Source organism: Amphritea atlantica (assembly GCF_018860855.1).
In the GTDB taxonomy this organism is placed as follows: domain Bacteria; phylum Pseudomonadota; class Gammaproteobacteria; order Pseudomonadales; family Balneatricaceae; genus Amphritea; species Amphritea atlantica_A.
Genome location: NZ_JAHKQE010000043.1, coordinates 15,935 through 27,933, shown reverse-complemented (window position 1 = coordinate 27,933; position 11,999 = coordinate 15,935). Strand labels below are relative to the sequence as shown.

The window sequence follows — 11,999 nt, the reverse complement described above, 5'->3', positions numbered from 1 at the left end:
TGGTTTTTTACAATGTTTGTATCGATAAAAGCGTCGTTAAACAGACGCGATGATGCTCATAGTGGTTTCTTTTTCAGGCATCCGAGAGGCCAGCTTATCGCAGTACCATTGCACAAACCCATCCACACTCAATTCATGCAATGGTGAATAAGGCCCTGGTACAAACGCTGGGGAGTTCACCCCTTTTTGATTGTCCTCTACCACACGTCTGTCTTCTGCGTTTGTTGCTTCCCAGACCTCAATCAAATGTTTTAGGTCGTAATCTACGCCTTCTTTTGCGTCTTTATTCACCAGCCAACAGGTGACCAACTCAGTTTCTGTCGGGCTAATCGGTGTGACTCGAAAGGTCATACAATGATCTGGAAGAAAGTATGCCCAAGTACTCGGATAATGAAACTTATTGCACACACCCGCCTGATCCCATTCAATCCTTCCAAGCCGTTTATTTGGCACGGCAAACTCGCCATCCATGGTGAAGCTTTTTGCACCAGGTAATAATGGCATACGAGATAAACGATAATGCCCATCTTCTGGCACCTGAAACTCTGCGGCCAAACCAATGGTTTTGCAGGAGGAAAAGTGCTCAGAGATATAATCTGGCGTTGAGCCTTCACCAAGAAAAGAAACACGAGGGTCTTCAGGGAAGCTGCGCAGCAAACTTGGGTGATTCGACAAGCAGTGATAACATTCACGGTTGTTTTCCCACACCAATTTCCAATTCCCGTTCTCAATAATTTTGGATTGATAGGCCACCTTGGCGTCTTCCAAATCGTGCGGTTCAATATAAGGACGAAGAACCCGCGCAAAAGACTCAATGTCTGGGGCGTTCTCAGCCAGACAGATATACACCAGACCAGATAAGTTGCGGCAATGAACTGTCTTTAACCCATGCTCTTCCGGGTTAAAATCCTCTCCCATGTCTCGCGCCCAAAGCAATGATCCGTCCAAGTCGTATGTCCAGTTATGATAAGGACACACCAATTTTGCAGCCGCGCCCTTTTCCTCACGACAAATAACCGAACCGCGATGTCGACACGTGTTGTGAAAGGCTCGTATTTCATTGTCACTGCCTCGCACGATCACAATTTGATAATCCGCTATTTTGTAGACAATGTAATTTCCCACCTTGGGCAATTCACAGGCAGGCGTCGCAAATAACCATTCTTTGAAGTACACCTCGTTCAAATCATCTTCAAAAATATCGGGATCTGTGTAGAAGTCTCGGTCAAGCGAGTACCCAGATTGCCGATTTACCAACTGCTCACGTGTTTTTTGATGCATACCTTGTTCCTGCCTATATTGTCATGTTTATTTAAAACGCCTTAAACCAAGTCTTTATACCGACTCAGTTTAGCCTGCTCATTCGCTGATTTTTCATCGAAAATCGTCAAGATAGGGTTCAAAATAGACATTTCAAAAGAAATATGGAGGGACTTTTCTAATACGATTACATGAGAAAGTGTCTTTCACGCTGTACACTGAGGGGGACTGATAAGTTAATTTCATCACCCAAGCGAGAAGCCTTAAGTAGTGGCTTTCTCCATTCATTAAACGCCCCTTCCCTGAATTTCCGATAGTTCGACGCTGGGTAACGCTTAATCATCTCTCCCCCTCAAGAAGCAGTTTTTTTACATCTACACCGTGTACACATGCACGATGTAGATATACATCGACAGGCGCGTTAAATCACATCACATGAATGTTAAAAGTCGGCGCCTTGTTCAACCACTTCACTTTTTGTTTATAGCTTATGGTTCGGAATTAGCTTGCAAAAAACCTAGCTTCCCCAGCCTCTTTCGTAAGCCTGAAGGGGTACTGTAATCAACAATATTATCGGTGATGTGCTGCGCTGCTTTGCTCAACAGCTTCGCTTTTTGATAGTGGGCTTGAATCGAGTTACCGCAATGCTCAGTGATGTCATTGTGTGTCCAAAATTTAGATATATGCGTGCACTACTCACAATCAACAAAAGCAAACTTTATAACGAATAGACATCCAATCTGCACCTATCAAAATTACTTTTTCTGATACTTCTACAGGTTCAGATATTTATTTATAGTCTAATCACGCGTTTATCATGCATACAATGACTTATGTTAGAGAATTAATATCAGGTCACCATCATTTCCATAAAAGGGTGAACAATGAAACAAATGTCACAATGGATCGAAGACTTCGAAGGTAACAATGTTCCTGAAACCGTCGTCAGTTCAGGCTGCGGAGGGTGGGTTAGTATCGAAGGTAAAGAACCTGCTTATGAAGCGGTTTCTGGTCACAGTTGTTTGAACCTAGGGCATGGTCATTCAGAGCTCGTGGACGCTGCCGCAGCATCACTCAAAAATCTATCTTACTGTTCCCCCGAACACCTGAGTGCCTCTAGCATTGCCCTATCTGAACGACTTAGCACATTGTTAGGTGGCAACTACATGATCAAATACTCGCTTAGCGGGTCATCATCTAATGAGATGGCACTTAGCATCGCACGTAGACGTTGGAAGGCTCTTGGTCATTTAAACAAAACTGTATGTATATCATTAGATAGGAGCTATCACGGCAACCTTGGACAAGCACAATACATTACTGGTTTTGAAGCATTTCGAGTAGAAGGTCGACCAGACAACGCAGACTTTGTGCATATTTCTAGTGCTCGAAATGCCAATACTGGCGAACTATTTTCGCTCGCTGAAATACAAAAGCAAATCGAAACTACCGTTGACGCTATTGGTTCTGAACGAATTGCCTGTTTATTTGTTGAACCTGTTAATTTTGCCGGCGGTGTCATTGTTCCACCTAAAGGCTACCTTAAACTTTTACGGCAACTATGCGATCAATATGAGATCACATTAATCGTCGATGAAGTGATTACAGGCTTTGGCCGCTCAGGGACTTGGTTCGCTTTTCAGCAAGAAGATATTCGCCCCGATATAGTGACCCTTGGCAAAGGCATCACCGCTGGCTATTTTCCTTTAGCGGCCGTCGCCGTTGATAAAGTCATCTATGATGATCTGCAACACCACAAGGTGCCACTGAAGATGGTCATTACGATGGCAGGTCACCCTGTCGGCTGCAGTATTGCTTTAAAAGCGATAGAAATCGTCGAACGAGATGATCTATGCTCTCAAGTCACATTGAATGAAGAGCTCATTCGCTCGACATTTGACCTTATTTCCGACGCGCCAATTATCGGTAAAATAAGAGGCTTCGGACATATGTGGGGATTAGAGTTTTGTGACTTTAATGGGCATTCATCGGCCAGTATCGCTAAAAAAGTAGCTCAAGAGTGCGAGCATAATGGTTGTATTGTGGCAGCCGCAGATGGAATTATCCGTATCAACCCGCCGCTTAACATGAGCAAAAATGAATGTGATAATATGCTCCAAGTAATGATTAATGCCGTTAAAAACGTTGCATCTAAATTAGCTGCAGGCTAAAGGCTGGAGTATTTCAGTTTCAACGCCGAACAGTACTAAAAATAGCACTCTAAACAGGATGAGCTCGATGTCCGGCGTTGAAATCTTAGATCGTTACATTCAGATCGATCGTGAGTCCCCTACCCCTCTTTTTTTACAGACTAAAAAAGGGATCGAAAAATTCATCGGGGATGGATGCTTTCAAAGCTTAAAGTTGCCATCAACACGTCATCTAGCAGAACAACTTAATATAAGTCTTAACACCGTTTTAAAAGCATATGAGGAGCTTGAATCTCAGGGGGTTATTTATTCTAAACCACGCTCAGGCTGGTATATCAACCCAGAAACCGCAGCTCAACATTCATCGAAAAAAGCGCCATCACTAAACCCTATTCCTCAAGACTGGATGCGCAGAGCCAAAAAAACAGAAACGCCTGGCAACCCTGATCAAGTCAAACGTTCAACAGGCGATTCTCAGTTTTCTTTTCCTTTTATTACCGCCTCAATTCCTCAAGACCTCTTCCCTTTTTCTGCTTGGATTAAAGCGTCTAGAGAAGCATTTCAAGAAGACAGTCGTCAGTTCAGCTTATATGATAATTTTGGCGCTGATGACCCCGCTTTAGTGAGTGCCATCCTCTATAACATTCTTGCTCCTCGGGGTATTACAGCGGCACCCGAAAATATAATACTGACAGCAGGCACTCAACACGCCCTCTATTTAATTTCCGAATTACTAATACAGCAAGGTACTCCTGTGGCAATAGAAGACCCTGGTTACCCAGACGCACGCCATACCTTTCTTCGAGCTGGGGCAACATTAACGGAAGTACCTCTAGATAAAGGAGGGATCACTTTAAAGGAAATACCCGCCAACACAGAGATTATTTATACAACCCCAAGCCACCAGTTACCTAGTAATATCAGTATGTCTAATCCACGTAAATCTGGATTACTACAGCTAGCTAAGCGCTTAGGCTGCTGTATTATTGAAGATGATTATGATGCAGAAATGAGATTCATAGGTCGCTCATCTCCTCCGATAGCATCACACGGGTTGGACAACATCATATACATCAGTGGTTTTTCAAAACACCTTGGCGCAGTATGTCGGATCGCTTATATCGTTGCACATAAGGAAATCATTGCATCTTTGCAGGATATACGACGCTATCAGTTACGAAATCTATCTGGACATGAACAGCGGACTCTTGCTCACTTTATTATGAATAGAGGCTATGAACAACAAATACGAAATCTTCGACGGGTTGCAAAAAAAAGGTGGAAAGTCTGTCAACTGTTAATTGAGGAGCTACTACCTGATTGGAAAATAACGTCGTCGTCAGGAGGGTTAAATCTATGGATTGAAGTCCCATCTGAAATTAACACAAGAGAACTAGCGCACATCTTACGTCAGCATAGTATTGTCATTGAGCCGGGTGCAGTTTTCTTTGCTGACCATAAACAAGGTCATAATTTCATCAAGTTAGGTTTTTTATTACTCGATGAAAAAAAGATTCGTGATGGATTGACGCTTATTTCTAACATAATAAAAAATATAACTAATAAATCATAAACCGATCTACAACCATCTTTTCAAAACAAGCATTCTTTCAAAAAATCTCATTAAAATAAAATCCTACCAAGCAATCAATTTATAATCTCTTCCAACTCTTTCAGCAAGTCATTTGCGATCTCCTCGAAAAACAATGGTGCTCATCTGTATCAACCGGTCAGTAACGTTGGGAATCCTCCCCTTTGTAGCAGGTGCTAAAAGTAGGCGTTAATTGACCATCAACGGTGGTTACTACCATTGTAGCGGTCAAGTAAAATTGGACTTGTTCGTACCTTCCCTTTACTCTAGCTCCCCCCTTTATTAACGGGTAGGATGAGGGCTCCTTCTCAAGATCCATATTGAGCACAACTAGAGTTAAACGGGTCATATGAACGCCTAGTCTAGCCGCCTTATTCCACAAATCTCACCAACCACACAGATACAATTTCATAAGGATTATCCATAATGGAAGTACGAAATAAGCACAACCGCCGCCTACGTAAAAAACTGTATTTGGGTGAATTTGCCGTTAATCTCTTTGAGATACATGTAAAGCTATCCTCTAGCAAAGAGAGTGATCTGGACGCATTCATTGCTAGCTTTGTTGACCAACTTGAAAAGCAGGGACTGACCTACTTTGGTTACTCAGATCCAGACGGAATTCAGGGACATGTACTCTCTCAACAGCGATATGAGTCCCCATCAGAGAGCCAGAGACAGGCATTATCTGACTGGTGTGGCGCTTACTCCACTATTGAAAGTTACGAACTGGGCGAGCTGGTAGACATTAATCAAGCTTAATGTTCTGACTTCTGCTGTATCAGAAGGCTAGATCCGCTACTCAACAGCAGAATCTAAACAGTATCCCCGTAGAACAGAAAGAACCCTTCAATCGGTGTCGAATTTTACGACACCGATTTTCAAGGCGTAGACTCTTTCCTACTGATTAACAGAGTCCACGCCAATCAATAAAAGATAGAACGGCTAAGAACAGACATCCTCTTCGGTTCTATGCCACGATAACCATACGATTACTCACAAATCCTGTGGATAACTGTGTGGGGACTCTCTGGACTCCTCTGTTATAACCTTGCTGCATGGTCGCTATAAAGGACTGGATGAAATCCAACCAATCTCACTCAGCATCCACACTCAATAACCTCTATTTTTAGCTTCTGCTAAAAAGGGAAGGATTACCGTTACAGCCGCGCGACAAGCATCTTGGCTGTAGCACAGCAAAACTTCCAAACCAATATATCCAGATAGGCCTCAGGACTAAAATAAGCTCCATTTGCTACCATGTCAGAATTAACCGTCATCGTCCTTATGGCAGGGATCAATACGATCCCTGCAAGGATTCCGATTCAAGCAGTCTGTTGCAACAGAGCCGCTTTCATGGTGTTTTTCAACAGGCAGGCAATTGTCATGGGCCCAACACCACCGGGCACCGGCGAAATGCTCCCAGCAATATCAGAGACCGATTGATAATCAACATCACCTACCAGTTTTCGTTTACCCTCTCTTTCGATCGCGTTAATGCCAACATCGATCACCGTAGCGCCCGGTTTGATCCAAGAGGATTTCACCATTTCAGGCCGCCCCACCGCAGCGATCACGATATCCGCTTCACGGCAGATAGCTTCAATATTGCGGGTACGGGAATGCACCACGGTTACCGTGCAATTCGCTTGTAGCAGTAACTGCGCCATCGGCTTACCGACAATATTTGAACGGCCGATCACCACCGCATGTTGACCACTCAGGTCATCATGGACCTGCTGCAACATCAGCATACAGCCCAACGGAGTACAGGGGATCAACTCACCATTACCGGATGCCAGAGCCCCCACATTCAGAGGGTGAAAACCATCGACATCTTTTTCCACCGCAATCAGCTGGATAATGTCTGGCTCACTTAAATGAGCCGGCAGCGGTAACTGAACCAAAATACCATGGACTTCAGGGTCTTGGTTGAGTGTTTCAATCAAACTGTTGAGCGCTTGCTGAGTAGTCTCTTTTGGCAGGCGATGCTCGATTGATCGCATACCTGCAGCGGTCGCCTGTCGCACCTTATTTCTGACGTATACCTGGCTAGCTGGGTCTTCACCCACCAATACAACTGCTAAGCCCGGCAACAGACCAAACTCCGCTGCAAACTGGCTAGTCTCTTCTGCCAACGATGCCACCACAGCATCAGACAATTGTTTACCATCGATTAACTGAGCCATTACGGAGTCCTATTTAAAAATTACTGTTTTATTTCCATCCAAAAACACCCGCTGTTCCGTATGCAGTTTCACTGCTCGAGCTAAGGCAACGGTTTCGGTATCGCGGCCGACAGCTACCAAGGCATCAGCGCTGTAGGTATGATCTACCGGCTGAACTGACTGCTCGATAATAGGCCCTTCATCAAGATCAGAGGTCACGTAATGGGCCGTCGCACCGATCAATTTCACACCACGGGTATGTGCTTGATGATAGGGTTTTGCTCCCTTGAAACCCGGTAGAAATGAGTGATGAATATTAATCGCCCGACCACTGAGTTTCTTACACAGGTTATCACTCAGAATCTGCATATAACGAGCGAGCACCACCAACTCTGACCCTGTTTCATCGACAATATCCAGCAGTGCATTCTCCTGAGCCTCCTTGTTCTCTTTGGTCACCGGCAGATGAACAAATCGGATACCTTCACGCTCCGCCATCGATCTCAGGTCTTTGTGGTTAGATACAATTGCGGTGACCTCCATATTCAATTCACCTTTACGCAGGCGATAGAGAAGATCATCAAGGCAGTGATCGAATTTGCTAACCATGATCAACACTTTGCAAGGCGTGGACGCAGCGTCTAGGCTCCACTGCATACCAAATTTCTCAGCGATTGCGGGGAACTCGCCTTTGAGATCGGACAGTGTACTTTCACCTGATTCAATATAACCGACGGCACGCATAAAGAAATGCTTAGAATCCTGGTCATCAAACTGCGACAGCTCACTGATATAGCAACCCCGCTCTGAAAGAAACGAGGTGACGGCTGCAACAATGCCGCTACTTGCTTTACACGTAGTTTTAAAGATAAATTTTTGTGGTTTTGTGCTTTCAATTGTCATGGGAACAGCCTTATTAATTGTTTTAAAAAATATCTTTACGTCTGTTTAAGCAGACTTACTTAATAAGTTTCAATTTAAATACTGAAATCACTTTCAATATTTTTATGTTTTAAAAAAGAAACACTACGCATAAGGAAGAGTGCTTCTGTTTATCCGCCTGATGATCTTAAGAATATTTGAACACTTAAGCGTTATTACCCAGCTAACATAAACGTTTAGTCTTTTAAATACAGCAGCTTATCAATCCATTAAAGCGTTTTATTCTAGATCACGGTCTAATACGCTTTAGAGTTTGATGAGCGCCGCCATCGGACTCATTACTTCAATGCAATACAGCATTATTCTTTCAATTGACCTCTAATGCCCAAAAGCAAACATAATAGAAAACCCATCACTAAACACGTTTTAGAGACGAGCAATCTATTACATCAACCGCATAAGATCACCAATTATTAACCCCTATCACATATTCGGATAATTAGGACCACCAGCCCCTTCAGGCGTTACCCAGCGAATATTCTGTGTAGGATCTTTAATATCGCAGGTTTTACAGTGCAGACAGTTCTGGGCGTTGATCTGCAATTGCGGCAGCGCCTGTTCAGCGTCCTCCACAAATTCGTAGACGCCCGCAGGGCAAAAACGAGCTTCGGGGCCCTGATAGCGTTTCCAATTCACATTCACCGGTGTCGCCGCATCCTTCAACGTTAGGTGACAAGGCTGATCTTCCTCATGGTTGGTGCTCGAAAGGAACACTGAGGAGAGTTTATCAAAACTGATCTTGCCATCCGGTTTTGGATATTCGATCGGCGTGCTCTGAGATGCCTTCTTCAGTTGGTCATGATCCGGTTTATTATCCCGCAGGGTGAAAGGCAGTTTACCTTTAAACCAGTTCTGATCGATGTAGTTGAAAGCACCGCCCCAGAAAGTACCGAACTTATGCATCGCTGGGCCGAAATTACGCGTACGGTGTAGTTCGTCATAAATCCAAGAATGGCGTAACGCCTCGGTGAAAGCGTTGAGCTCCCGACCACCCTCTGCATCGGCTGACAACGCATCAAAGATTGTCTCGGCCGCTAGCATGCCGCTTTTCATCGCCGTATGGGTGCCCTTAATCTTGGCAAAATTCAGGGTGCCGGCATCGCAGCCCACCAGCAAACCACCGGGGAAACACATCTTCGGCAGGGCATTAAAACCACCCTTTGTAATAGCTCGCGCACCATAGGAAACCCGCTTGCCACCTGCTAGCGTTTGCTGGAACACCGGATGATGTTTCAAGCGCTGGAATTCGTCGAACGGGCTAAGATAAGGGTTTGAATAGCTCAAGTCGACCACCAGCCCCACGACCACCTGATGGTTGTCCCCATGGTAGAGAAAAGAGCCGCCACTGCTACCTTTCTCTAGCGGCCAGCCCGCACCGTGCACCACCAAGCCCGGCTGATGTTTATCGGGATCAATATCCCAGATTTCCTTAATACCTAGGCCGTAATGCTGCACATCAACATCGCGATTCAGGTCATACTTCTCCATCAACTGCTTACCGAGATGTCCCCGACAGCCTTCTGAGAAGACGGTGTATTTAGCATGCAACTCCATACCGGGCATATAGCTGTCTTTTGGCTTACCATCGGCACCGACACCCATATCACCGGTGGCGATTCCCTTCACTGATCCGTCGTCGTTATAGAGAATTTCAGCGGCGGTGAAACCAGGAAATATCTCAACACCCATGGCCTCGGCCTGCTCCGCCAGCCAACGGCATAGATTACCGAGGCTGATAATATAGTTGCCATCATTATGCATCGTCTTAGGTACGAGGCTATTCGGCAGTTTTCTAGCATGTTCAGCATCTTGGAACAGGTAAATCTCGTCATTAGTCACCGGCGTATTCAGCGGTGCGCCCCGCTCCTGCCAGTCGGGAAACAGTTCGATTAGAGCACGGGGCTCTAATACAGCACCGGACAGAATATGGGCTCCCACTTCAGAGCCTTTCTCTACAACGCAAATGCTAACGTCCTGCTCCGCTTCCTGTGCCTGTTGCATCAATCGGCAGGCAGTCGACAGACCGGCAGGACCTGCACCAACGATAACGACATCGAACTCCATCGATTCCCGCATTACTTATCTCCTCTCAAAATCCGTATCTCAATCTAGCCTTACAGCGCTTGATCTAATTCCGGTACAGCATCAAACAGATCCGCCACCAAGCCGAAGTCGGCGACTTGGAAGATAGGGGCATCAGGGTCTTTATTGATCGCGACAATCACCTTCGAATCTTTCATACCAGCCAAGTGTTGAATCGCACCTGAGATACCCACAGCGATATACAGATCTGGTGCGACGATCTTGCCGGTTTGCCCCACCTGCATATCATTAGGCACATAACCCGCGTCTACCGCTGCCCGAGACGCACCCACAGCCGCCCCTAACTTATCGGCAACCTTTTCTAGCATCTGGAAGTTGTCACCGCTTTGCATACCACGGCCACCCGAGATGATGGTGCTGGCTGAGGTCAGCTCTGGTCGCTCGGATTCGGCTACGCTTTCGTCGATAAAAGTAGACAGACCCAGGTCTTTCACCGTAGACAAAGCCTCAATGATAGCGCTTCCATTTTGTTCCGAAAGAGGAAACGCTGTGCCGCGAACAGTCAGCACCTTAATGGCATCGTCGGACTGTACGGTCGCAATGGCATTACCGGCATAGATTGTCCGCTTAAAAGTATCGGGACTTTCAACACTGATAATGTCGGAAAAATGAGCAACATCCAGCGCCGCAGCAACACGGGGCAAAATGTTTTTACCATTCGATGTGGATGGCGCAATGATATGGCTGTATTCACTGGCAACAGATTGAATCAAAGCGGCAACATTCTCGGCCAGTTGACCGTTGTAGCAGGCATGATCGGCCACTCGGACGCGGCTAATACCACTAATTTTCGCAGCCGCTTGCGCCGCGCTGGCACAATTCTCACCGGCAACCAGCATATCGATATCACCACCAATCTCGGTGGCCGCGGTAACTGCGTTCAAAGTGATCTCTTTCAAACTGCCGTTATCATGCTCTGCAATAATTAAAATAGTCATTTAAACTGCCTCTTTTTCGATGTTCAATTTCTCTACCAACTCGGCAACCGAGCTCAGCACGACACCCGCTTGACGAGTATTCGGCTCTTCAACTTTCAGTGTTTTGATGTGTGGCGCCAAATCGACACCAAAATCCGCTGCAGCTTTTGTTTCGAGCGGTTTCCGTTTAGCTTTCATAATGTTCGGCAGTGATGCAAAACGAGGCTCATTCAAACGTAGATCACAAGAGATCACCGCTGGCAGCGTAAGAGAGATGGACTGTAAACCACTGTCAACTTCACGTGTCAGGTTAACTTTTTCACCACTCACTTCCAGCTTGGAAGTAAAGGTGCCCTGAGCGACCCCCATGATCGAAGCCAGCATCTGACCTGTTTGGCCATTATCTGTATCGATAGACTGCTTACCTAACAGAACCAATCCGATCTCTTCTTCAGCAACCACTTTTGCCGTCAGTTTTGCTACCGCCAAAGGCTCAAGCGCCTCTTCAGACTCAATCAGTAATGCGCGGTCAGCGCCTATTGCCAGCGCAGTACGCAACTGATCCTGGGATTGGCTTTCACCAATAGAAAGCGCGATCACTTCAGAGGCAACACCCGCTTCTTTAAGACGAACGGCCTCTTCTACCGCGATTTCGCAAAAAGGGTTGATTGCCATTTTGACATTATTCAGATCGACAGCACTATTGTCGGCATTAACCCGGATAATGACGTTCGGATCCGAAACTCGCTTTACCATTACTAATATTTTCATAGTACACATTCTCTCTTTTATCGTTTCTTAAATGACCAAACTGCTTGGGTTCGCAATCCTTTCCCCTAGGATTGATACAACCATTAAGTCATATCAG

The 11,999-nt window shown here is 45.6% G+C and carries 9 protein-coding genes; 3 read left to right on the top strand and 6 right to left on the bottom strand.

Annotation, left to right across the window (positions count from 1 at the left end; genetic code table 11):
• Positions 1 to 36: 36 nt before the first annotated feature.
• Positions 37 to 1,281 carry an aromatic ring-hydroxylating oxygenase subunit alpha gene (locus tag KO512_RS17815; protein ID WP_215953676.1) on the bottom strand — a complete coding sequence of 415 codons (1,245 nt, stop codon included), beginning with the start codon at positions 1,279 to 1,281 and terminating at the stop codon, positions 37 to 39.
• An 863-nt stretch (positions 1,282 to 2,144) separates the two neighbouring features.
• On the opposite strand from KO512_RS17815, the gene KO512_RS17810 reads away from it, so the two are divergent.
• The 3 genes from KO512_RS17810 to KO512_RS17800 all read left to right on the top strand — a co-directional run bounded on the left by KO512_RS17810 (position 2,145) and on the right by KO512_RS17800 (position 5,763).
• The gene (locus tag KO512_RS17810) at positions 2,145 to 3,431 is read left to right on the top strand and encodes an aminotransferase family protein (protein ID WP_215953675.1); all 1,287 of its coding nucleotides are present in this window, start codon (positions 2,145 to 2,147) and stop codon (positions 3,429 to 3,431) included.
• Positions 3,432 to 3,498: 67 nt separating this feature from the next.
• Positions 3,499 to 4,983, top strand: coding sequence for a PLP-dependent aminotransferase family protein (locus KO512_RS17805; RefSeq protein WP_215953674.1), 1,485 nt, complete (start codon positions 3,499 to 3,501; stop codon positions 4,981 to 4,983).
• A 444-nt stretch (positions 4,984 to 5,427) separates the two neighbouring features.
• Positions 5,428 to 5,763 (top strand): 50S ribosome-binding protein YggL, encoded by a 336-nt coding sequence (locus tag KO512_RS17800; RefSeq protein WP_215953673.1) that lies wholly within the window; start codon positions 5,428 to 5,430, stop codon positions 5,761 to 5,763.
• Positions 5,764 to 6,326: 563 nt separating this feature from the next.
• Here the strand turns inward: KO512_RS17800 and folD are convergent.
• The 5 genes from folD to KO512_RS17775 all read right to left on the bottom strand — a co-directional run bounded on the left by folD (position 6,327) and on the right by KO512_RS17775 (position 11,902).
• On the bottom strand, positions 6,327 to 7,190 hold the full coding sequence (gene folD / locus KO512_RS17795) for a bifunctional methylenetetrahydrofolate dehydrogenase/methenyltetrahydrofolate cyclohydrolase FolD (protein WP_215953672.1): 864 nt from the start codon (positions 7,188 to 7,190) through the stop codon (positions 6,327 to 6,329).
• A gap of 9 nt (positions 7,191 to 7,199) precedes the next feature.
• On the bottom strand, positions 7,200 to 8,072 hold the full coding sequence (gene purU, locus KO512_RS17790; protein ID WP_215953671.1) for a formyltetrahydrofolate deformylase: 873 nt from the start codon (positions 8,070 to 8,072) through the stop codon (positions 7,200 to 7,202).
• Positions 8,073 to 8,534: 462 nt separating this feature from the next.
• Entirely contained in the window at positions 8,535 to 10,187 is a 1,653-nt protein-coding gene (locus KO512_RS17785) for an electron transfer flavoprotein-ubiquinone oxidoreductase (protein ID WP_215953670.1), read from the bottom strand.
• A 38-nt stretch (positions 10,188 to 10,225) separates the two neighbouring features.
• Positions 10,226 to 11,152, bottom strand: a complete 927-nt coding sequence (locus KO512_RS17780) for an electron transfer flavoprotein subunit alpha/FixB family protein (protein ID WP_215953669.1) — start codon at positions 11,150 to 11,152, stop codon at positions 10,226 to 10,228.
• Positions 11,153 to 11,902 carry an electron transfer flavoprotein subunit beta/FixA family protein gene (locus tag KO512_RS17775; protein WP_215953668.1) on the bottom strand — a complete coding sequence of 250 codons (750 nt, stop codon included), beginning with the start codon at positions 11,900 to 11,902 and terminating at the stop codon, positions 11,153 to 11,155. It lies immediately after the preceding gene.
• Positions 11,903 to 11,999: the final 97 nt, after the last annotated feature.

Bases quoted from the DNA above. Each gene is read 5' to 3' on its own strand.
- KO512_RS17815 (WP_215953676.1), bottom strand. From the start codon at position 1,281: ATGCATCAAAAAACACGTGAGCAGTTGGTAAATCGGCAATCTGGGTAC.
- KO512_RS17810 (WP_215953675.1), top strand. From the start codon at position 2,145: ATGAAACAAATGTCACAATGGATCGAAGACTTCGAAGGTAACAATGTT.
- KO512_RS17805 (WP_215953674.1), top strand. From the start codon at position 3,499: ATGTCCGGCGTTGAAATCTTAGATCGTTACATTCAGATCGATCGTGAG.
- KO512_RS17800 (WP_215953673.1), top strand. From the start codon at position 5,428: ATGGAAGTACGAAATAAGCACAACCGCCGCCTACGTAAAAAACTGTAT.
- folD (WP_215953672.1), bottom strand. From the start codon at position 7,190: ATGGCTCAGTTAATCGATGGTAAACAATTGTCTGATGCTGTGGTGGCA.
- purU (WP_215953671.1), bottom strand. From the start codon at position 8,072: ATGACAATTGAAAGCACAAAACCACAAAAATTTATCTTTAAAACTACG.
- KO512_RS17785 (WP_215953670.1), bottom strand. From the start codon at position 10,187: ATGCGGGAATCGATGGAGTTCGATGTCGTTATCGTTGGTGCAGGTCCT.
- KO512_RS17780 (WP_215953669.1), bottom strand. From the start codon at position 11,152: ATGACTATTTTAATTATTGCAGAGCATGATAACGGCAGTTTGAAAGAG.
- KO512_RS17775 (WP_215953668.1), bottom strand. From the start codon at position 11,902: ATGAAAATATTAGTAATGGTAAAGCGAGTTTCGGATCCGAACGTCATT.